The organism is Duganella sp. LjRoot269 (assembly GCF_964254095.1).
GTDB classification, from domain to species: domain Bacteria; phylum Pseudomonadota; class Gammaproteobacteria; order Burkholderiales; family Burkholderiaceae_D; genus Rugamonas; species Rugamonas hordei.
In genome coordinates this window covers 1,899,672-1,919,641 of record NZ_CAXUSL020000001.1, presented here as the reverse complement: position 1 = coordinate 1,919,641, position 19,970 = coordinate 1,899,672, and the positions used below count along the sequence as shown (strand labels likewise).

Sequence of the window (19,970 nt, the reverse complement as noted above, 5' to 3'; positions counted from 1 at the left end):
CGGCGCCCCTAGCGGGCGGCCTTGCCCAGCACAGCGCGCTGATACTGGCCCGGCGTGACGCCCATGAAACGGCGGAACCAGCGCGTCAGGTGGGCCTGGTCGGAAAAGCCCGACATGACGCCTGCCTCCACCAGCGCATGGCCGCGCCGGATCAGCTGTATCGCCAGCCGCACCCGGGCCTGGCGCTGATATGCATGAGGCGTCATGCCCAGCGCGCGTTCGAAGGCGCGGAACAGCTGGAACGCCGGCAGGCCGGCAGCGGCGGCGATATCCTCCAGGCTGACCTGGTCATCCAGATGCTGATCGAGGAATTCGCGCGCGCTGCGGATCGCCGCCCGCTCCGTGCCGGCGTCCGGCGGTGTCACCGCATGATGCAGGTAGCGGCCAGTCAATCCGGCAGCGAAGTTAAGGTAAGCCTGGTCGCGCAACAGCGTGGGACCCTGCTCCTGCGAACAGCGGTGCATGGTGTAGAGCGCGTCGGCCAGGCCGGCGTCGCGGATGATGGGCCCGGCCAGCGGGCGGGCATGCGCGGCATGCTCCTCGCCGGCGAGGCGGCGCAAATGCAGCATGTCGACATAGAGCGTGCGCTGCCGCCAGCCGCCGTCATCCACCGGCCAGCCGGCATGCGCTTCATCGGCATCTATGGCATACAGGTCCCCCTGCCGCGCCACGAACTCGCTGCCGCGCATGCGGATGCGGATCGCGCCATGCGTCAGCAGCGCAAAGCATGCCGTTTCATGCGTGTGCACGTCGTAGCTGAAATCCACGAAGCGCCCGCGCAACAACTCCGCCTTCAGTTCGGGCGCGTGCCAGATGGCGATGTCGCTGGAATCCTCCCGGTCTGTCACTGTTTTCCCTTGCGCTGGCGGCCCAGCAGTTTGTAAAAGCCCTCCAGCTCGCGCCGCACCAGGTCCTGGCCATTCTCGATGACGAAATCCTGGAACGACGCCGCCACCTTGGGAATGGGCTGGTCGGTCAGGTGCATGATATGCCAATCCGCCTCCACCGGGTTTTCCTGCATCGGCAGGATCGCCAGCAGGCCGGCCTCGAATTCCAGTCCGCAGGCGTGCACCGACAGGAAGCCCAGCCCCAGCCCGGCAGACACCATGCGCTTGATCGCCTCGTTGCTCGACACCTCGGAGCCGAACTCCAGCGGGTGGCCGGCGTCGCGCAGCAGACGCTCGACGGCGGTCCGGGTACCGGAGCCGCGTTCGCGCACCAGCAGGTTGGCCGCCATCACGTCGTTGAGCGTGATCTTTTTCTTCTTCATCAGCGGATGCGCGGGACTGGCGACAAACGCCATCGGGTGCCGCGCGAACTTGGCCGCGTTGGTGCGCAGCTCGCGCGGCGGCGTGCCCATGATGGCCAGCTCGATCTCGTGCCGCGCCAGCATCTGCACGATCTCGGCGCGGTTGCCTACCTGCAGTTTCAACCGCACGTCCGGACGTTCCATCGTAAACGGCACCAGCAACGGCGGCAACAAATGTTCCGCCGTGGTGACCGCGCCAATGCGCAGCGTACCGCTGGTGACGCCCTGCAGCGCGGCCAGCTCGTCGCCGGCCTGCTCCCACAGCCGCAGGATGCGCTCGGAAAATTCCACCATCACCTCGCCCGCCGCCGTCAGCTGGATGTTGCGGCCGACCTTGCGCGTCAGCGCGATGCCGGCGATCTCCTCCAATGTGCGGATTTGCAACGATACCGCGGGCTGCGTGACGTGCAGCGCGTCGGCCGCGCGCGACACGCTCTCGTGCCGCGCCACCAGCACCAGCGACTGCAGCTGGCGGAAACTCGCATGATACATAAGTCGTTCCTTATCGATTATCGAATATGTTTAATTTTTCTTTTGTTCATTCTACCTCTATATTCATAATCATCTGATATCGTTTTAAGCGAGACCGACATGAGCATCGACGTGATCTTCCTGGGCCTGGACGGCGTACTGTTCGACACCGAAGCGCTGCACCTGGCCGCGTGCAACGCGGCATTCGCCAACGCCGGGCTGTCCGTACGCTGGACCTTGCCGGCGCTGCGCAGCGCCGCCGCCACCCACGGTTACGCCCGCGCCATCGGTTCCGCCATCGCCTGCGAGCTGTTGTCGCGCGACAAGCAGCGCGTCGCCGAGCTGTTTGCCGACAAGCACCGCCAGTTCCACCAGGCGATCAGCGCCAGGCCGCCGCAAGCGCTGCCGGCCGCGCTGGCCCTGATCGACGACGCGCTCAACGCCGGCTGCAAAGTCTGCGTGCTGACCGACCTGCCCGCCCCCGCCACGTCCGCGCTGCTGGCCAACTGCTTCGGCGCCGACGTCAACAGCCTGTTCACGGTGGTGACCGGCGGCGCCAATTTCGACGGCCCGTCCGGCACCGGCCCGTATGCCCGCGCGCTGCACGCGATGGGCGTGGCGCCGCAGGACGCGATCGCCATCGACACCGCCGTACCCGGCCTGCGCGCCGCCGAGGAAGCGGGCCTGTGGACCGTCTCCGTCGCCCCTTACGGCAACGACGTCGTGCGTCCACGCCAGTTCATCACGTTCGACGCCTTGCGCGAACTGCATTCCAGTCCCTACACGCCGGACCAGCACCAGCGGGACGTGCTGGCCGCATAGCATAGACAGCAGCGGCAAGCTGCGCACAGTTTTTTACACTCGTCTGGAGGCATCATGGAAACCATCGTCATCGTAGGCGGAGGTGCGGGCGGACTCGAACTCGCCACCCGCCTTGGAGATACACTCGGCAGCGCCAAGCGCGCCCGCGTGGTGCTGGTGGACCGTTCCCACGGCCACTTCTGGAAGCCCCTGCTGCACACGGTCGCTTCCGGCAAATGCGACCCGCAAGTGGTGGAGCTGGCCTTCCCGGCGCAGGCGCTGGAGCACGACTTCGAATTCGTGCAAGGCGAAGTATTGTGCCTGGACCGCGCGCACCAGACCATCACGCTGGCGCCCCGCCACGGCAAGGGCAGCGACGGCGCCTGCCGCACCATCGCCTACGACAAGCTGGTGCTGGCACTGGGCTCGGTGACCAATTTCTACAACGTGCCCGGTGCCGCCGAACACGCGCTCACGCTCGACAGCGTGGCCGATGCCGAAGCGTTCCGCCGCCGCTTCAACGAAGCCTGCATCAAGGCCGGCGAACAGGGCACGCAGGTGGACGTGGCGATCATCGGCGGCGGCGCCACCGGCGTCGAGCTGGCGGCCGAGTTGAGCACCAGCGCCCGCGCGCTGGCAGCGTACAAGGTGCACGCGCTGGACCCGGACCGCGACATCCGCATCAGCGTCATCGAGCGCGGCCAATACCTGCTGCCACAATTGCATCCGCAGCAGTCGCAGCGCGCCGCGCGTCACCTGCGCTCGCTCGGCATCGAGGTGCTGACCGGCACCACCGTCGCCGAAGTGACGCAGGACGCCGTCATCGACGCCACCGGCGCCGTGCACCGCGCCGACCTGACCTTGTGGGCGGCCGGCGTCGAGGCGCCGCAGCTGTGCGCCACCTTCGGCCTGCAGGTCAACCACCTGAAGCAGATCGTCGTCGATGCCAGCCTGTGCTCGGCCAACGACAGCCAGATCTACGCCTTCGGCGATTGCGCCAGCTACACCTGCCCGGTCAAGGGCGCGGCGCCGCCGCGCGCCCAGGTCGCCCATCAGCAGGCGATGTTCCTGGCCGACCTGCTGACGCGCCGCAACGGCACGCCGCGACCGCACTTCCGCTACCACGACTACGGTTCGCTGGTGTCGCTCGGGCCGCAATCGGCGGTCGGCGTGCTGACCGGCGCGGTCACCGGCAAGAGCGTGCGCGTCGGCGGCGCCGTCGCCGGCCTGCTGTACCGGCTGATGTACCAGAAGCATATGCTGTCGCTGCACGGCACGCTGCGGGTGGCGACTCAGGCTCTGGCCGACTGGCTGCGCGCACGCATCCTGCCGCCGGTGAAGCTGCACTAGGCTTGGGCATATAATGGGGTCATGAATACTCCAGACCTCACCATGCTGATGGCGGCGTACAACGCCTCGATGAACGAGAAGCTGTACGCCGCCGCGGCCAGGCTGCCGCACGCCGAGCTGGCCGCGGACCGCAAGGCCTTCTTCGGCTCCATCCTCGGCACCATGAACCACCTGCTGGCGGGCGATACCATCTGGCTCAAGCGTTTCGCCGCCCACTCGCCGAAGTTCACCGCGCTGGCGCCGATGCTGGACATGCCGCAGCCGTCCGGCCTGACGCACACCTTCGGCGACGACCTGCCGCCGCTGCACGAACACCGCCTGCGGCTGGACGCCATCATCACGCAATGGGCGGCGCAGGTGGACGCGCACGACCTGGCGCAAACCCTCGAGTACCGCAGCACCAAGGGCGACTTGTACCGCAAGCACTTGGGCAGCGTGGTGCAGCACTTCTTCAACCACCAGACCCACCACCGCGGCCAGATCACCACGCTGCTGTCGCAGGCGGGCGTCGACATCGGCGTCACCGACCTGCTGCTGTGGGTGCCGGACCTGCCGGCATGAAGATCGCCGTCTACAGCGCCCAGCCCTACGACCGCCGCTTCCTCGGCGAAGCGTGCCCGCCGGCGGCGGAAACGGTTTACTTCTCCGATCCGCTGACCCTGGACACGGTGGCGCTGGCGCAAGGTTGCGGCGCCGTCTGCGTGTTCGTCAACGACGTGCTGGATGCGCCGGTGCTGGAGGCGCTGCATGCGCTGGGCGTGCGCGCCGTGCTGCTGCGCTGCGCCGGCTTCAACAACGTCGACCTGGGCGCCGGCGCCCGCCTCGGCCTGTTCATGGCGCGGGTGCCGGCCTACGCGCCGGAAGCGGTGGCCGAACACGCGCTGGCGCTGGTGATGACGCTCAACCGTAACACGCACCGCGCCTACGCGCGCGTCCGCGAAGGCAACTTCGCGCTGGATGGCCTGCTGGGCATGACGCTGCACGGCAAGACCGTCGGCATCGTCGGCGCCGGCCAGATCGGCACGGCCGCCGCGCGCATCTTCAACGGCATGGGCTGCAAGGTGCTGGTGAGCGATCCCTCGCCGTCGCCGCAGCTGGACGGACTGGCCGCGCGCGTCGGCCTCGACGAGCTGCTGGCCGCATCGGACATCGTCTCGCTGCATTGCCCGCTGATGGACGCCACCCGCCACATGATCGACGCCGCCAGCCTGGCGCGCATGAAGCCCGGCGCGATGCTGGTCAACACCTCGCGCGGCGGCTTGATCGACACCGCCGCCGTCATCGAGGCGCTGAAGTCGCGCCACCTGGGCGCGCTGGCGATCGACGTCTACGAGCAGGAGGCCAGCCTGTTCTTCCACGACCACTCCAGCGACATCATCGCCGACGACCTGTTCCAGCGGCTGATGACCTTCCCCAATGTGCTGGTCACCGGCCACCAGGGCTTCTTCACGGTGGAGGCGATGCGCGAGATCGCCGCCGTCACCTTCGCCAACCTGGCCTGCCACCTGAACGGCAGGCCGTGCGCGAACGCCTTGCCGGTCAGCTCGTGACGGGCAAGGTCAGGATGAAGCGGGTGCCTTGACCCAGCGCACTCTCGACTTCGATCTTGCCGCGCAGGAGGCCGTAGACGATGTTGTAGACGATGTTCAGCCCCAGCCCCGAACCGCCCCGCCCCAGCTTGGTGGTGAAGAACGGATCGTAGATGCGGCTCATGTTTTCCGGCGCGATGCCGGCGCCGTTGTCGCTGACGACCACCTGCACCCGTTCGTCCTCGAGCGCGCGGGCCGACACCAAGATCTCGCCGTCGGCGCGGCCTTCGAAGGCGTGCGTCAGGCCGTTGTTGATCAGGTTGATCAACACCTGGCCGAACGGGCCGGGATAGCTGTGCATCTGTATCGTCGCCGGAATGTCCTGGCGCACCGTGATGCCGCTCTTCTTGAAGGTCGGCACCAGCACCAGCAGGATCTCGTTGGCCAGGTCGGACAGCAGGAACTCGCGGCACTGCGACGTGGTGCGGTCCACCGCCACCTGCTTGAAGCTGGACACCAGGTCGACCGCGCGATGCAGGTTGCGCAGCACGATCTCGCCGCCGCTGCCCACGTCGTCGATGTAGGCCTGCAGCGTCGAGCGCTTGATGCCCTCCTCGCTCATGCGCTTGAAGACGCGGGTCTGGTCGATCAGCGTGCTGACGGCCAGCAGGCTGTTGCCGATCGGCGTATTGAGCTCGTGCGCCACGCCGGCCACCAGCGATCCCAGCGCCGCCAGCTTCTCGCTGCGCACCAGCTCATCCTGCGCGCGCCGCAGCGTCTCCAGCGATTCAGCCAGCTCCCTGTTAGCCTCCTGCATCTGCGCCGTGCGCAGCTGCACCAGTTCCTCCAGCTTGTCGCGATACTGGATCAGCTCCACCTCGCCCTTCTTGCGGTCGGAAATATCGGTCGAGATGCCGCCCATGGCCCAGACGTTGCCTGCCTCGTCGCGCAGGCAGAATTTTTCCGAGATATAGGTGCGCAGCTCGCCCTCGGCGTTCGGCACGGCCTCCTCGTAGATGTAGGAATTCGGCGACGCCAGCGCCATGCGGTCGCCGTCGCGTATCACCGCCACCGTCCGCTCGTCGAACAGGTCGGCGTCGCGGTGGCCGATCGGGTCCACCGAACCGGCCGGCAGCACCTGGCGCAGGCGCTGGTTGACCATCAGGTAGCGCCCCTCCAGATCCTTGACATAGATCACGGCCGACGACTTGTCGGCGATGTTGGTCAACAGCGACTGGCTGACCCGTAGCGCGGCGTCGCGCGCGGCGATGGTCGCCAGCATGGTGTTGAAGGTGGCCGACAGCCGTCCCACCTCGTCGTTCGAAGCGACCGGCGCGCGCAAATCGTAGCGCTGCTCGCGCGTGACCTGGTCGGCCAGCTTCGACAGCGCCAGCAAGGGCTGCGTCACCAGCCGCCGCAAGCCGATCGCCTGCAGCATGCCGCCGATCAGCAGCGTCAGCGCCACCATCACCAGCACCAGGCCGTATTTGCTCAGGCGCTCGGTCACCGGCGGCAGCGCGTAGTCGACCTGCAGGTAGCCCACAACCTCGTGCTGGAAACGCACCGGCGCCAGCATCGACAAGCTGTCGCCGTGGAAGCTGTGGCCCGGCGCCGCCATGTCGTCCGGCCATGTGCAGCGCACGGCGCCGTTGCCGTCGCCATCGCTGCCGCTCGCGCGGCGGGAATAGCTGGCGAAGGTTTCGTGCAGCGGATCGAACAGGCAGGCGCTCTCGATGTCCGGCGTGCCGCGCAGTGCGGACAGCGTGCGGGCGGCCGCGCTGCGGTCGCCGAAATTCAGGTCCACGTCCAGGTTCACCGACACCAGCTCCATGCGGCTGGCCAGGTCCGCCACCAGCCGCGTGCGCACCACGCTGATGTCGTAGGTGACCAGCGCCGCCAGCGCCACCAGCATCGCCGCCAGCGCCGTCGCCAGCGAGACGATCAGCAGCTTGCGCTGCAGCGCCATGTCTTGCCAGCGCATCATCAGTGCGCTCATTTCGCGTCTCCGCCGACCACCCGCTCGGCCAGCGCCAGCATGCGCGGATTGAGGCTGACGCCCGAATGCTTGGCGGCAGTCAGGTTCACTTCGAAACGGATGCTGCCGTCGACCAGCATCAGGTTGATGATGCCGCCGTCGGCCAGGAACGACGACGAGTCGCCGATGGTGAGTACGGCCTGCCCGCGCAGGCGGGTCAGCCAGGCGGCCTGGCGGCTGCGCTCTCCCACGGCCAGATAGACCGCGTGGCAGGCGTCGGTTTCTTCGATGCGGCTGATGATGCGCAGCTCCAGCGGATGGCTGCCGGCGGCGCGGCTGCGCAGCTGGCGCGCCACGTCGGCCGCGCCGGCGCCGGCCATGCATACCACCAGCGGCGCGTTCGGATCGGCCAGCGCCGGAGGCGGCCAGATGGCGTAGCGGGTGAAGTTGAGGATGTAGGCGGCCTTGACCTGCTGCTCGGGGATGGCCTGTTCGGCGCTAGCGCTAACACAACCCAAGACAGCCAGCAGGCAAGCCCGCACGGCCAGCTTCCTGATTTCGGCGGCGCCCAGTCGTCTCATCGTGCACGCATCTCCTTGTAGCGCAACCCGCATGTTCGCATGGTTACAGCACGTCACGATTCTATCCGAATAGCCCGCAGCGCAAGTTTTTTTTGCGTGGCGCAAGCCGGTTGTGCGCGAAACACAACGTAGTAGGCGCGTAGTCTGCAACACCGGCGCCGGCCGCTTGTGATCGTGTCGGAATTAGGCAATACTTTGTTAAAAATCGCAGCGGAGGGATGTTCTTTTGACCGACTGTAAAGAGCAGCATCGCATGTCCGCGGCACCGCTACGCCTTCATTGGCGCCTGGCCGCATGTGTGGCCGCTTGCGCCTTGCTACCGTTGACCTGCGCGGCCGCCGACGGCGACAACAACCTGTTCGACCTCAGCCTGGACCAGCTGCGCAACGTCAAGGTGCTCACCGCCACCAAGACCGCCACCCCGCTGCACGCCACGCCGGCCGTCGTGACCCTGGTCACGGCCGACGACATCGCCCGCTACGGCTACCAGACGCTGGCCGAGGCGCTGTCCCACGTGGCCGGATTCATCGAAAGCGACGACCGCCTCAATCACAACTTCGGCGTGCGCGGCATCAACGCCGGCGCGCAGTCGGCCAGCCGCGCCATCAAGATCCTGCTGGACGGCCAGCCCATCGCCTTCCGCAGCACGCAGCAGCAGCTGATCGGACTGGAGTTCATCCCGATGAACATGGTCGAGCGCATCGAGATCGTGCGCGGGCCGGTGTCGGTGCTGTACGGCGCCGATGCGCTGCTGGGCGCGGTCAACGTCATCACCCGCCGCGACGGCACCGAACAGCGCCTCGCGCTCGGCCATGAATGGTCCGGCGGCGGCCGCGACGCCAGCGTGCTGGCCGCCAGCGGCAGCGCGCAGTTCGGCAACGGCGATACCGCCGCAGCAGCGCCGGCCTGGCTGGCCTGGGGCGTGCAGGCATCGCGGGCCGATCGCAGCGGCCTTGCGCTGCCGCGCATCTCGCCCGACTACAAGCGCTACGCCGCGCTGGGCGCGGCCCCGATCGACGATGCCGCGCCCCGCAGCGCCTACCTGCGCCTGGGCTGGAGCGGCGCGCAGGACGAGCTGCAGGCCAGCGCCTTCTGGCAAAGGCAGGACAGCGACAACGTCTTCGCCAGCCTCAATCCGCTGCTGCATCCGCCCAGCCACGTCGACCTGCAGCAGGGCTTTTTGCGCCTCAACGCCAACCACCGCTTCAACGACGAACACATGTTGCGCGCCGCCGTCAGCTACGGCGAGGGCGAACCGGGCGACGGCGACCGCGTGCAGACCGGCGCCAAGGACTATTACCTGGTGCGCGACTTCGGCTACAAGGCCGTCGACGGCGGCGTTGAATGGCTGTGGCAACCGAGCGCGCAAGCTAGCCTGCTGCTGGGCGCCGACATGCTGCGCGACCGCGAAACGCTGGAATCCTTCCAGCGCCACAGCCTCGTCGACGGCAGCATTTTCCAGCTCAGCCAGCCGTCGAGCAAGACGCTGCGCAACACCGGCCTGTATGCGCAGTGGCAGTTCCCGCTGCTCGCCCAGTGGCAGGCGATCGTCGGCGGTCGCCAGGACCGCCACTCGGTCTACGGCAAGCAGGAATCGCTGCGCGCCGGCGTGGTCGGCACGCTGCCCGGCGATTGGGGCGTGAAGCTCCTCAGCGGCACGGCGTTCCAGGCCCCGTCGGCCGAGCTGCTGTATCGCAGCGCCGTGCAGCCGGGCGACATCAAGGGCAACCCCGACCTGGCGCCGCAGAAGACGCGCACCATCGAACTGCAACTGAGCACGCCGCCGGCGCCGCACTGGAACGGCGCCCTCACCGTCTACCACACCAAGGTCAGCGACCTGGTGACGCTGGAGCAGGCCTTCTTCAACCTGGTGGCGCGCAACAGCAGCGACAGCAAGGTCAATGGCATCGAGCTGGAACTGCGCTACCAGCAGGACTGGTTCAACGCCTACGCCAACCTGAGCCGCGCCAACACCGACCGCGGCCTCAACCGCTACACGCTGGCGCCGCTGGCACAACGCAGCGAAGGCGAACTGTTCCCCACCAACAGCGCCAACTTCGGCGCCAGCGCCAGCCTGCTGGAGCAAAAGCTCCTGCTCAGCGTGGACACGCGCTACGTCGGCGCGCGGCCGGCCGCCACCGCCAACGTGCTGCTGGCAAACCAGGCATATCATTTATCCAATTACACCGATACCACGCTGAGCGCGCGCTGGAGCCTCAGCCACCGCTCCAGCATCCGCCTGCAGGTGCGCGATTTGTGGAACAGCCGGTACGTCGATCCGGGCGTGGGCGGCATCGACTATCCATCGCTGGGCCGCCGCTATGGAGTGCAATATGAATACCGCTACTAGGTCCGCGCTGGCCGCCGCGCTGGCGATGCTGGTCTCCTGCGGCGGTAGCGGCAGCGGCGGCGCCGGCGACGCCACCACGCCGCTGCCGGCCAATCCGGTCAAGGCGCTGATCGATCCGGACGCCATCAACATCGGCTCGGTGGGCTGGCGCACCTCGACCCGCGACGCCTTCCTGCTGGCGGCCAAACAGATCAACGACGCCGGCGGCGTGCTGGGCAAGCGGCTGAACGCGATCGCGCTGGTCGCGCGCGACAACGCCGAGGCGCAGGACATGGGCCAGCAGCTGCTGGACGCGGGCGTCATCGCGCTCAACGTCTCGACCTCCACCCGTGTGCTGAACCTGCTGCCGCAGGCGATGGCCAAGGGCGTGCCGATACTCACGGAATCGAGCTCCTCGCCGACGCTGACCAGCGTGGCCGACAACGACCTGGTCTACCGCATCGGCGTCTCCGACGTCGACGCCACGCCGGTGCTGGCCAGCGTCGCCTGGCAGGCCGGCAAGCGCCGCGCCGTGGTGCTGGTCAACGAGGGCGATGCCTTCGGCGCCGGCCTGGCCAGCCTGTTCTCGCCGGCCTTCCGCCAGATCGGCGGCGAGGTGGTGGCCACGGTCACGATACCTTTCGGCCTGAAAAGCGGCTTCGCCTCCTACCTGCAAAAAGTCTACGACGCCAAGCCGGACGTGATCCTGAACGGCATCCTGGCCGCCGACATCTCGGCCAATGTGCTGAACGAGGCGCTGCCGTTCCAGAGCAACGCCATGTGGCTGCTGCCCGGCACGGCGGCCGGCAACCAGACCTTCATCGACAACCTGGCCGATCCCGGCAAGATCCTCGGCGGCGCGCGCGGCGCGGCGGCCACCATCGGCGCCTACGGCAACAGCTCCTACCAGGCCTTCCGCGCCGGCTACATCGCCCAGTACGGCGCCGAGCCGCAGGACTTCACCGCGCCCACCTACGACATCGCCATGGTGATGGCGCTGGCCATCGAACGCGCCGGCCTGGTCAACAACAGCAAGCCCCCCACCGGCCTGATGGTGCGCGACAGCCTGCGCTTCGTCATGAACGCGCCGGGCGACAAGGTGAGGCCGGAAAACATCGCCGCGGCATTGACGCAGATCAAAGCCGGCAAGGACGTCGACTACGCCGGCGCCTACGCCGACATCGACTGGGACAGCCACGGCGACATCGTCGGCATGGTGCCGTTCACTGTGTTCCGGCTCGACGCGGCGGCCCGCAGTTGGGACGCCAGCCAGCAGCTGATCATCTCCATTCCCCGGTGAGCGGCATCGCTTGTGCTGAAAAAGTGATCGCTTAGATACTTTTTTAACGGTACCATCGAAGTTCCACACTTTATGGGGAAGGTCATGTCTCTCGCTTACCGCGCCAATGCCGATTTCGCCAAGCTGAATCACCCGATGCGGGTACCGCTGTCGGCGGAAATCCACTCACGCCCCTTCCTGCAGCTGCAAGCGCCGGAAAGCCTGACCCATTTCGCGCTCTATGTGCAACAGGACCAGCCATCCCAAAAAGTCCACCGCAGCACCCAGCACCAGATCCTGCAGCAGCTGTGCATGCACTACGGCGTGGCCGTGCCCAATCCGCAGGCGCGCTATTTCTTCCATGATTTCGGCCGTTTCCGCCTGAAATGGGAGTGCCACACCGAGTTCGCCACCTACACCTTCGTCGAGCGCGGCGATCCGGCCACCGGCTGCGTGGAAGCGTTCGAGCGCATGCCGCTGCAGCACGTGCCGCAGGAGTGGCTGGCCGGCCTGCACGGCAAGATCATCGTCGCCTCGCACGTGCTGCTGTGCAAGGGCGAAGCGGACGACAGCGGCGTGGTGGAAGCCATCCGCGACATGTTCCAGGGTAAATCGCTGGTCGGCAGCAGCGTCGGCAGCGGCGCCGAGGTGTGGACCGACTTCCTGATCCAGCCGGACGGCTTCAGCCGCTTTGTCGTGCGCGACCTCAATCTGCGCGAATTCCAGGCCGGCCGCCTGGTCGGGCGCCTGCTGGAGATCGAAACCTACCGTATGATGGCGCTGCTTGGCCTGCCGCAGGCCGAGGCCACCCAGCCTATGTTGAACGGCATCGAGAACGAACTGGCCGACCTGACCGCCCAGCTGGTGCAGGCCGACCAGCCGGACGGCCAGCCCGGCGAGGCGCGCGAGGAGCAGACGCTGCTGCACCGTATCACCAGCCTGGCGGCGCGGCTGGAGAAGCTGTCGGTCAACAACAGCTACCGTTTCGCCGCCTCGCAAGCGTATTTCAGCCTGGTGCAGGCGCGCATCCACGAATTGCGCGAAGTGCGCATCCCCGGCATTCCGACGCTGGCCGAATTCATGGGCCGCCGGCTGGCGCCGGCCATGCACACCTGCACCTCGGTGTCGCAGCGGCAGGAAGGGCTGGCCAAGCGTATCGCCCGCAGCAACGACCTGCTGCGCACCCGCGTCGGCATCGAGCAGGAACGGCAGAACCGCAAGATCCTGCAATCGCTGGACGCGCGCGCGGCGCAGCAGCTGCGCCTGCAACAGGCGGTGGAAGGCTTGTCGGCGGTAGCGATCTCCTACTACACGCTGGGCCTGATCGGCTATGCGGGCAAGGCCATGAAGGCCAGCAACCTGCCCGTCAATCCGGACATCCTGACCGGCATCGCGGTGCCGCTAGTCATAGGCAGCGTGTGGCTGGGCTTGCGCCGGCTGCACAAGGAGCTGACCGGTCCGGGCGGCGCGCTGGCCCGCCATGGCGCCTGACGCACGACGGCGCGCCCGGCATCAGGGAGCGACGCTGACGTCCAGCTCCTTCTTGCCGGCCCAGCGGCCGCGCAGCGCGCGGGCAGGTTCCGACCAGCTCAGCTGCAGCGTCGCGCTGACCTTCTCCCCGCTGTGCTCGTTCAGCGTCAGCTTGCCGTCGCGCTCGGCGCCATCAAGCGCGATCGGCTGGCGGAACTTATCGTAAAAATACGTCCCCTGAATGGAGCCGTCGCTCTCTTTTTTCAGCGTCATCGTGATCGCCATCGGCCCCAGGCTGCCGTGCAGCACCTGGCCGGAATAGCCGCCGCCAGCCGGCACCGCCCCCGTTCCCACCAGCAGCGCCTTGCCATACGGGCTCAGGCGCGGCGACAGCTCGGCATAGGGAATGGCCAGCCTCACGCTGTCGACATCGTCCAGCGCGCGCTCGGCATGGCTGGAGCAGCGCGGCGCACTGACGTTGTAGTTCTGCGTGGCCGCCTCCAGCTGATAGGACTGGAATGCCGCAAGCAAGGCGGCATCGGACTGGCCATCCGGCTGATTTTCCGCGTCGGCGCAATCGCTGTTGAACGCCACACGCTGCTCCAGATCGTCGATATCGTCTTTGGACGCGTTCCTTTTCTTGCGCAGCGCGTCCAACAGTGTTTTCTGCCGCGCCGCCTCGTTGCGGTAGCTTGCCAGGCGCTGCTTGTGCATCTGCCGCGCCAGATCGCGCATGCCGGTCACGCTGAACATGTCCTCCGCCTCCATCGACCGCCCGCTGGCCATGTCGAAGCTGTAGTAGGTCTGCGAGCTCTCGCAGTAGGCGGCGCAGAATTCGCTGTCGAAGGCGATGGTCAGGATGCGGCCGTCGTTGCGGCTGATCTTGAAGGATTGGGAGGTGATGCCGTCAAGGGCGATGCCGTCGGCCGCGCCCACAGACTTGCCTGCCTGCTTGGGCGCCAGCACGCCAAAGCGCGAGAGAAACAGCTTGTCGTTGATTTTCGCCGACACCAAGGGATCGCCGGCCTGCACCAGCGGCATGACGATATCGCCTGCGGGCACCGGCTTGCCATCGCCCTGCTTGCCCTGAACCGCCAGACTACGGACAACGGCGGGCGCGGCTGCCTGCGCCAGGCCGGCACAGCACAGCAGCAGCAACAAAGGAGAGAAACGCATGACCGACCCCGCTATGGTGGAAAAGCCACAGCATGTCCTGATTGCCTGGCGTGGTCAACCTTTAAGGCGCCGTCAGCTGGCCGGCTGGCTGAACCGTCCGCTGAGGAAGCTGGCGATGCGGTCCTGCGTGGCCTCCAGGTAGGGGATGTTCATGTGGTCGGAATCGGGCACGGTTTCGTCCGCATGCAGCCGGCCCAGCTTCTCGACCAGCAGGTCCGTATGCGAATGGGGCACCACGTCGTCGAAGGCGGCGCGCAGCACATAGGTCGGCGCCTTCAGCTGGTGGGCGTACTTGATCGATTCGAATTTATGCTGCAGCACGTAGTCGATCGGCAGCGCCTTGAACCTGCGCTTGGCGATGGCCAGGATCGAATCGTAAGGCGTGATCAGCACGATGGAATTGGCGTCGCGCTCCATCGCCACCTGCACCGCCACGCCGGAACCGAGGCTGCGGCCGACCACGGCGATGCGCTTCGGGTCGACGTGGTGGCGTTCGCTGAGCCAGTCGAACAGCATGCGGCCGTCCTCGACGAAATGAGTTTCGGCCGGATCGCCGTGCGAATCGCCGTAGCCGCGATAGTTCACCGCCAGCACCGCCATGCCGGGGAACAGCTTGCCCGCATCGCGCGCCACCCACGACACTTCTTCCGACCGGCCGCCGAAATATACGACGCCCGGATGCGGCCCCTTGACCGGCGGCGTCATCAGCCAGCCGGACAGCCGCGTGCCGTCCTTGGCGCGCACCACGATGGGCCGCGTGCGGTGGCCGGAGCTGTACGGCTTCAGCACCTCGCGCTTGCTGCCGATGGGATTGAACAGCAGCCGCTTCTGGCTGGCCGCCACCGCCGCCGTGAGTCCGACCCACAGCACACTGACGATGCCGGCTAGACCGGCGACTTTTTTGGAATGATTCATACCCATTACTTTACTCTTGTCCGGCCCTGTCGCGGCGCCGATTTTGACCTTGATGCGTGGTTTAGGCCACACTGCCAGTATAATGTGCGCTCCGTTTTTTCATGCCATGTAGATAATGAAACCTGCCATCGTCCTGTTGCATAGCTCCATGAGTTCCAAAGCCCAATGGGCTGACCTGACCGCGCAACTGGACGCCGGTTTCCGCTGCATCGCCGTCGATCTGCTTGGCTACGGCGCCTCGCCGTTCCCAGCCGACGTCGGCGCCGGCTACACCCACACGCTGGCCCATGAAGTGGACGCCGTCAACGCCGCCATCGCCTCGCGCCTGGAACCGGGCGAAGCCTTCCACCTGATCGGCCATTCCTACGGCGGCGCCTCGGCGCTGCACATGGCGCGCCGCATGCCCGAACGCGTGCTGTCGCTGACGCTGTTCGAGCCGGTGGCGTTCCACCTTCTGGCGGACGAGCATCCAGCGCGCGCGGAGATCGTCTCGGTGGTGGCCTGCATCAACGCCAGCGCATCGGACCGCGACGCCACCCGCATCTTCATCGACTACTGGAACCGCGCCGGCGCCTTCGACGCCGCGCCGCCGGCCGCGCAGGAGAAGATGATCGGCATGATCGCCAAGGTGCGGCTGGACTTCCAGGCGCTGCTGGGCGAGCAGGCCACGCTGGCCGACCTGTCGGCGCTGACCATGCCGTCGCTGGTGATGTCCGGCCTGAACAGCCCCGCCTCCACCCGCCTGCTGGCCGAAGCGCTGGCCGCCGCCCTGCCCGACGCCACCGCACTGCAAACGCGCGGCGGCCACATGGGACCCATCACCCACGGCGCCGTCGTCAACCCGGCCATCGTCAACTTCCTGGCCGGCGCCGAAGTCACCGCCGATTGACAAAGCCGGCTCAGGTGTGACACTGTCTGGGCTTCGCCCTCAGCCGGAGTGTCATGCCATGCGCCGTTCTGCCTTGTTGTCCGCCCTTCTCGCCACAGCCTGCGTGCAGGCGGCCGACTACAACCTGCCGGCGCGGCCGGACACCGTAGCCTGGGGCTACTACTCCGGCCAGTCCAAGCCGGTGCTGACGGTGCACAGCGGCGACACGGTGCGCATGCAGACCCTGTCCACCTGCGGCACGCCGGAACGCATGATCGCCAACGGCGTCAAGCCGCAAGACATCCCGCCCTACACCGCCGCCATCTACAACGAAGTGAAGGACAAGGGCCCGGGCGGCCACATCCTCACCGGCCCGGTGGCCATCGCCGAGGCGGAACCGGGCGATGTGCTGGAGGTGCAGATCCTCAAGGTCGACCTGGACGCCAACTTCGCCTGCAACGGCTTCGCGCTCGGCAAAGGCTTCCTGCCGATGGAGTATCCGTACAGCCGCAGCAAGATCATTCCGCTGGACCGGCAAAAGATGATCGGCCACTTCGCGCCGGGCATCGAGATTCCCCTGAAGCCATTCTTCGGCAGCATGGGCCTGGCGCCGGCCGGCGGCAAGATCGACAGCGCACCGCCGTTCGCCCACGCCGGCAACATGGACAACAAGGAGCTGGTGGCCGGCACCACGCTGTACATCCCGGTCGCAGCCAAGGGCGCGCTGTTCCAGGCCGGCGACGGCCATGCGGCGCAGGGCAACGGCGAGGTCGATATCACCGCGCTGGAGACCTATTTGAGCGGCAGCTTCCGCTTCATCGTCCACAAGGACCGTCACCTGATCTGGCCGCGCGCGGAAACGCCGACCCACTACATCTCGATGGGCTTCAGCCCCGACCTGAAAACCGCCACCGAACACGCGCTGCGCGACATGATCGACTTCCTCGTCACGGAAAAACACCTTAGCCGCGACGACGCCTACATGCTCTCCAGCGTGGCGGTGGACATGGAAATCACCCAACTGGTCGACGGCAACGTCGGCGTGCACGCCATGCTGGCCAAGAAGGTCTTCAAATGATGCGGACCACGCTGGCCATCGCGGCACTGATGCTCTCCACCGCCCATGCAGCGCCGGCGCAGGCGCCGGTCGAGGTCCACGCGCTGTACGCACCGCAAACGGTGCCGGGCAGCGACGGCACGCGCCGCCTCTACTATGAACTGGACATCGGCAACTACTACGCCGACACCGGCACGCTGAGCCTGACCGAGGTTGCCGTGTATGCCGACGGCGACGCCAAGCCCCTGGCCACCTTCAGCGGCGCCGGCCTGGCAGGCCTGCTGCGTCCCAACAAGGAACTGGAGGCCGACAACAGCCTCGCCATCAAGGGTGGCGCGCATGCGCTGATCCTGATCGCCGCGCCGCTGCCGGACGGCCGCAAGGCGCCTCAGACGCTGCGCCACAAGCTGACCTTCAAGACCGACAAGGGCGTGGTGCAAACGGCGGACGACATTCCGGTCGCCGTCGCCGCCCGGCCCGTGGTCGTGCTGGGCGCGCCGCTGCGCGGCGGCCTGTGGCTGGCCGACGAAGGCCCCGGCCACGCACAATCGCATCACTGGGGCAGCGTGATCGCACAGAACGGCCGCCTCACCATCCCGCAGCGCTATGCCATCGACTTCTTCGGCCTGGACCCGAAAGGCCACGCCGTACAGGTGCCGCTGGAAAAACTGGCGGAGAGCCGCGTCGAAGACTGGACCGGCTGGAACACCGACGTGCTGGCCGCCGCCGACGGCATCGTGCGCGACGCGCAGGACGGCGTCGCCGACCGCAAGCCCCTGTCGCCGCAGGAGGAGCCGGAAGAACTCAGTGCCCGCACGCTGTACGGCAATTTCGTCGTGCTGGAAGTGGCGCCCGGCATATTCGTGCACTACGCGCATCTGCGCCAGGGCAGCGTGCAGGTCAAGCCGGGGCAGCGCGTCAAGCGCGGCACGGTGATTGGACATCTGGGACTGACCGGCGGCGCCGGCGCGCCGCACCTGCACCTGCACGTTTCGGACAAGCCCACCTTCGCCGATTCGCAAGGCCTGCCCTTCGTGTTCGACAGCTACACGCCCGCCGGCCGCACCACGGAAAGCGACGCGATGAACAACACCTCGACGATACAGCTTGCGCCGCAAGCGCCCCGGCAGCACGGCCGCATGCCGCTGGATGGAGACATCATAGGTTTTTGACCGCGGGCGGCGACAGGTTGGCATTGCTCAGGCATTCCGCTCTCGCCCACGCGTCCCTCAGCTTCTCGCGCGTGTCCAGCAGCGACTGGCGCTGGGCGCTCAAGGCTTCCATCATCTGGTCGATCTCGCCCAGCCGCGTGTCGAAGTTCTGCATCAGACCATCCTGGAGGGCCGCGCCTTCGAGCGCCATCACGGCGCGGATCGCGTCCAGCGTGAAACCGAGATTCTGGCCAATGTGAATCAGGTGCAGCCGCTCCAGCACCGCCTCCGTATAGACACGGTAGCCATTCGCTCCCCGCACAGCCTTGGGCAGCAGCCCCTCCTGCTCGTAGAACCGGATCGCCGACGCCGCGATGCCGGAACGCTCCGCCAACTCGCCTATTTTCATATTTCGCTTGACCTTAAAGTGAACTTTAAGCTTAGGATACATCATCTCCTTTTTCAAGCACGGAATCGACATGATGTTCACTCCACTGACACTGCCGAACGGCAGCACCCTTCCCAACCGGCTGGCCAAGGCGGCGATGGAAGAAAACATGGCGGACGCGGGCCAGCTTCCCGGTCCGGCGTTAAACCGTTTATACGAAAGCTGGGCGCAAGGCGGCGTGGGCCTGATCATCACCGGCAACGTGATGATCGATGGCCGCGCGATGACCGGTCCGGGCGGCGTGGTGCTGGAGGCCGGCACGCCGCTGGCGCCGTTCCGGCAGTGGGCACAGGCGGCGCGCCGGCAAGGCGCGCAGGCGTGGATGCAGATTAACCATCCCGGCCGCCAGGTGATGGCCGACATGGGCGGCAACGCGTGGGCGCCGTCGGCGGTGGCGCTGGACATGGGCAAGCACAGTAAGCTGTTTGCGCAGCCGGTCGAGATGAGCACAGCGCAGATCGAGGAAGTCATCGCCCGCTTCGCCGCCACCGCGCACGCCGCCGAGCAGGCAGGCTTCAACGGCGTGCAGATCCACGCCGCGCATGGCTACCTGATTTCGCAATTCCTGTCGCCGTTGACCAATCGCCGCACCGATGACTGGGGCGGCAGCCTGGCCAACCGCGCGCGCCTGCTGTTGGCGGTGGTAAGTGCGGTGCGCTCGCGCGTGTCGGCCGGTTTCAGCGTGTCGGTCAAACTGAACTCGGCGGACTTCCAGCGCGGCGGCTTCTCCGAGGACGACGCGAAGCAAGTGGTCCTGCTGCTGAACGAGCTGCCGGTGGATTTGATCGAGCTGTCCGGCGGCAGCTACGAAAGCCCGGCCATGCAAGGCCGCACCGCAGACGGCCGCACGCTGGCGCGCGAAGCCTACTTCCTGGAGTTCGCCAAGGACCTGGCGGCCATCGCCCGCATGCCGGTGATGACCACCGGCGGCATCGCCCGCAAGGCCGTGGCGGAACAGGTGCTGGCCAGCGGCGTCGCCGTGGCGGGCATCGCCACCGCGCTGGCCGAAGTGCCGGACCTGCCGCTGCAATGGCGCGACGGCCGCGAGCCGGCAGCATTGCCGCCGGCAGTGGAATGGAAAGACAAAACCATGGCGTCGGTCGCCGCCATGGGCCTGGTCAAGCGCCGGCTGCGCGCCCTGGGTGACGGCGCAAGCAAAAGACGCCGCTACTCGCCGCTGTGGACCGTGATACTCGGCCAGCTGCGCACCGCCAGCCTGACCAGGCGTTATCGCGCATGGCGCGTAACGGCTGCCGGCTGA

Annotated in this window: 18 protein-coding genes; 11 read left to right on the top strand and 7 right to left on the bottom strand. The window is 67.1% G+C overall.

The features are described 5' to 3' along the window. Positions 1–8: 8 nt before the first annotated feature. On the bottom strand, positions 9–848 hold the full coding sequence (locus tag ACSQ3S_RS08405) for a helix-turn-helix domain-containing protein (protein ID WP_436142102.1): 840 nt from the start codon (positions 846–848) through the stop codon (positions 9–11). Beyond that, positions 845–1,801: a LysR family transcriptional regulator gene (locus tag ACSQ3S_RS08400; protein ID WP_176655657.1), complete on the bottom strand. Its 957-nt coding sequence runs from the start codon at positions 1,799–1,801 to the stop codon at positions 845–847. Before ACSQ3S_RS08400 ends, ACSQ3S_RS08405 begins: the two co-directional genes overlap by 4 nt. A gap of 99 nt (positions 1,802–1,900) precedes the next feature. On the opposite strand from ACSQ3S_RS08400, the gene ACSQ3S_RS08395 reads away from it, so the two are divergent. Genes ACSQ3S_RS08395 through ACSQ3S_RS08380 form a run of 4 tightly spaced genes read left to right on the top strand, consistent with a single transcriptional unit; the run spans position 1,901 to position 5,481 of the window. Next, entirely contained in the window at positions 1,901–2,602 is a 702-nt protein-coding gene (locus ACSQ3S_RS08395) for an HAD family hydrolase (RefSeq protein ID WP_436142101.1), read from the top strand. Positions 2,603–2,656: 54 nt separating this feature from the next. After that, positions 2,657–3,931, top strand: coding sequence for an NAD(P)/FAD-dependent oxidoreductase (locus tag ACSQ3S_RS08390; RefSeq protein WP_436142100.1), 1,275 nt, complete (start codon positions 2,657–2,659; stop codon positions 3,929–3,931). Between the two features lie 21 nt (positions 3,932–3,952). Further along, positions 3,953–4,492, top strand: a complete 540-nt coding sequence (locus ACSQ3S_RS08385) for a DinB family protein (RefSeq protein WP_436142099.1) — start codon at positions 3,953–3,955, stop codon at positions 4,490–4,492. Continuing rightward, a complete protein-coding gene (locus ACSQ3S_RS08380) occupies positions 4,489–5,481 on the top strand; it encodes a 2-hydroxyacid dehydrogenase (protein ID WP_436142098.1) in 993 nt (330 codons plus the stop codon). Before ACSQ3S_RS08385 ends, ACSQ3S_RS08380 begins: the two co-directional genes overlap by 4 nt. On the opposite strand, the gene ACSQ3S_RS08375 is transcribed toward ACSQ3S_RS08380, so the two are convergent. Further along, a complete protein-coding gene (locus tag ACSQ3S_RS08375) occupies positions 5,471–7,456 on the bottom strand; it encodes an ATP-binding protein (RefSeq protein ID WP_436142097.1) in 1,986 nt (661 codons plus the stop codon). The genes ACSQ3S_RS08380 and ACSQ3S_RS08375 overlap by 11 nt on opposite strands. Then, positions 7,453–8,016, bottom strand: a complete 564-nt coding sequence (locus ACSQ3S_RS08370; RefSeq protein WP_176655651.1) for a YfiR family protein — start codon at positions 8,014–8,016, stop codon at positions 7,453–7,455. The genes ACSQ3S_RS08375 and ACSQ3S_RS08370 overlap by 4 nt, the downstream gene beginning before the upstream one ends. 253 nt (positions 8,017–8,269) lie before the next feature. Between ACSQ3S_RS08370 and ACSQ3S_RS08365 the strand changes: the two genes are divergently transcribed. From ACSQ3S_RS08365 to ACSQ3S_RS08355, 3 genes are all read left to right on the top strand, one after another. After that, positions 8,270–10,366: a TonB-dependent receptor plug domain-containing protein gene (locus tag ACSQ3S_RS08365; RefSeq protein WP_436142096.1), complete on the top strand. Its 2,097-nt coding sequence runs from the start codon at positions 8,270–8,272 to the stop codon at positions 10,364–10,366. Then, positions 10,350–11,645: an ABC transporter substrate-binding protein gene (locus ACSQ3S_RS08360; protein WP_436142095.1), complete on the top strand. Its 1,296-nt coding sequence runs from the start codon at positions 10,350–10,352 to the stop codon at positions 11,643–11,645. Before ACSQ3S_RS08365 ends, ACSQ3S_RS08360 begins: the two co-directional genes overlap by 17 nt. Before the next feature lie 84 nt (positions 11,646–11,729). Further along, positions 11,730–13,115, top strand: a complete 1,386-nt coding sequence (locus tag ACSQ3S_RS08355; protein ID WP_176655648.1) for a DUF3422 family protein — start codon at positions 11,730–11,732, stop codon at positions 13,113–13,115. A gap of 21 nt (positions 13,116–13,136) precedes the next feature. On the opposite strand, the gene ACSQ3S_RS08350 is transcribed toward ACSQ3S_RS08355, so the two are convergent. Together ACSQ3S_RS08350 and ACSQ3S_RS08345 are read right to left on the bottom strand one after the other, a co-directional pair. Beyond that, positions 13,137–14,270, bottom strand: coding sequence for a hypothetical protein (locus tag ACSQ3S_RS08350; protein ID WP_436142094.1), 1,134 nt, complete (start codon positions 14,268–14,270; stop codon positions 13,137–13,139). 72 nt (positions 14,271–14,342) lie between these two features. Beyond that, a complete protein-coding gene (locus tag ACSQ3S_RS08345) occupies positions 14,343–15,185 on the bottom strand; it encodes an alpha/beta hydrolase (protein ID WP_176655646.1) in 843 nt (280 codons plus the stop codon). Positions 15,186–15,300: 115 nt separating this feature from the next. On the opposite strand from ACSQ3S_RS08345, the gene ACSQ3S_RS08340 reads away from it, so the two are divergent. The 3 genes from ACSQ3S_RS08340 to ACSQ3S_RS08330 are packed head-to-tail and all read left to right on the top strand — an operon-like array spanning position 15,301 to position 18,282. Beyond that, positions 15,301–16,074 carry an alpha/beta fold hydrolase gene (locus tag ACSQ3S_RS08340; protein WP_353400374.1) on the top strand — a complete coding sequence of 258 codons (774 nt, stop codon included), beginning with the start codon at positions 15,301–15,303 and terminating at the stop codon, positions 16,072–16,074. A gap of 58 nt (positions 16,075–16,132) precedes the next feature. Further along, the gene (locus ACSQ3S_RS08335) at positions 16,133–17,131 is read left to right on the top strand and encodes an acetamidase/formamidase family protein (protein ID WP_436142093.1); all 999 of its coding nucleotides are present in this window, start codon (positions 16,133–16,135) and stop codon (positions 17,129–17,131) included. Then, entirely contained in the window at positions 17,128–18,282 is a 1,155-nt protein-coding gene (locus tag ACSQ3S_RS08330) for a M23 family metallopeptidase (RefSeq protein WP_436142092.1), read from the top strand. The genes ACSQ3S_RS08335 and ACSQ3S_RS08330 overlap by 4 nt, the downstream gene beginning before the upstream one ends. On the opposite strand, the gene ACSQ3S_RS08325 is transcribed toward ACSQ3S_RS08330, so the two are convergent. Further along, entirely contained in the window at positions 18,269–18,742 is a 474-nt protein-coding gene (locus ACSQ3S_RS08325) for a MerR family transcriptional regulator (RefSeq protein ID WP_436142091.1), read from the bottom strand. The two genes, ACSQ3S_RS08330 and ACSQ3S_RS08325, sit on opposite strands and share 14 nt — an antisense overlap. On the opposite strand from ACSQ3S_RS08325, the gene ACSQ3S_RS08320 reads away from it, so the two are divergent. Then, positions 18,741–19,970, top strand: a complete 1,230-nt coding sequence (locus ACSQ3S_RS08320; RefSeq protein WP_436142090.1) for an NADH:flavin oxidoreductase/NADH oxidase family protein — start codon at positions 18,741–18,743, stop codon at positions 19,968–19,970. The two genes, ACSQ3S_RS08325 and ACSQ3S_RS08320, sit on opposite strands and share 2 nt — an antisense overlap.

Bases quoted from the DNA above. Each gene is read 5' to 3' on its own strand.
- ACSQ3S_RS08400 (WP_176655657.1), bottom strand. From the start codon at position 1,801: ATGTATCATGCGAGTTTCCGCCAGCTGCAGTCGCTGGTGCTGGTGGCG.
- ACSQ3S_RS08395 (WP_436142101.1), top strand. From the start codon at position 1,901: ATGAGCATCGACGTGATCTTCCTGGGCCTGGACGGCGTACTGTTCGAC.
- ACSQ3S_RS08390 (WP_436142100.1), top strand. From the start codon at position 2,657: ATGGAAACCATCGTCATCGTAGGCGGAGGTGCGGGCGGACTCGAACTC.
- ACSQ3S_RS08385 (WP_436142099.1), top strand. From the start codon at position 3,953: ATGAATACTCCAGACCTCACCATGCTGATGGCGGCGTACAACGCCTCG.
- ACSQ3S_RS08380 (WP_436142098.1), top strand. From the start codon at position 4,489: ATGAAGATCGCCGTCTACAGCGCCCAGCCCTACGACCGCCGCTTCCTC.
- ACSQ3S_RS08375 (WP_436142097.1), bottom strand. From the start codon at position 7,456: ATGAGCGCACTGATGATGCGCTGGCAAGACATGGCGCTGCAGCGCAAG.
- ACSQ3S_RS08370 (WP_176655651.1), bottom strand. From the start codon at position 8,016: ATGAGACGACTGGGCGCCGCCGAAATCAGGAAGCTGGCCGTGCGGGCT.
- ACSQ3S_RS08365 (WP_436142096.1), top strand. From the start codon at position 8,270: ATGTCCGCGGCACCGCTACGCCTTCATTGGCGCCTGGCCGCATGTGTG.
- ACSQ3S_RS08360 (WP_436142095.1), top strand. From the start codon at position 10,350: ATGAATACCGCTACTAGGTCCGCGCTGGCCGCCGCGCTGGCGATGCTG.
- ACSQ3S_RS08355 (WP_176655648.1), top strand. From the start codon at position 11,730: ATGTCTCTCGCTTACCGCGCCAATGCCGATTTCGCCAAGCTGAATCAC.
- ACSQ3S_RS08350 (WP_436142094.1), bottom strand. From the start codon at position 14,270: ATGCGTTTCTCTCCTTTGTTGCTGCTGCTGTGCTGTGCCGGCCTGGCG.
- ACSQ3S_RS08345 (WP_176655646.1), bottom strand. From the start codon at position 15,185: ATGAATCATTCCAAAAAAGTCGCCGGTCTAGCCGGCATCGTCAGTGTG.
- ACSQ3S_RS08340 (WP_353400374.1), top strand. From the start codon at position 15,301: ATGAAACCTGCCATCGTCCTGTTGCATAGCTCCATGAGTTCCAAAGCC.
- ACSQ3S_RS08335 (WP_436142093.1), top strand. From the start codon at position 16,133: ATGCGCCGTTCTGCCTTGTTGTCCGCCCTTCTCGCCACAGCCTGCGTG.
- ACSQ3S_RS08330 (WP_436142092.1), top strand. From the start codon at position 17,128: ATGATGCGGACCACGCTGGCCATCGCGGCACTGATGCTCTCCACCGCC.
- ACSQ3S_RS08320 (WP_436142090.1), top strand. From the start codon at position 18,741: ATGATGTTCACTCCACTGACACTGCCGAACGGCAGCACCCTTCCCAAC.
- ACSQ3S_RS08325 (WP_436142091.1), bottom strand. From the start codon at position 18,742: ATGTCGATTCCGTGCTTGAAAAAGGAGATGATGTATCCTAAGCTTAAA.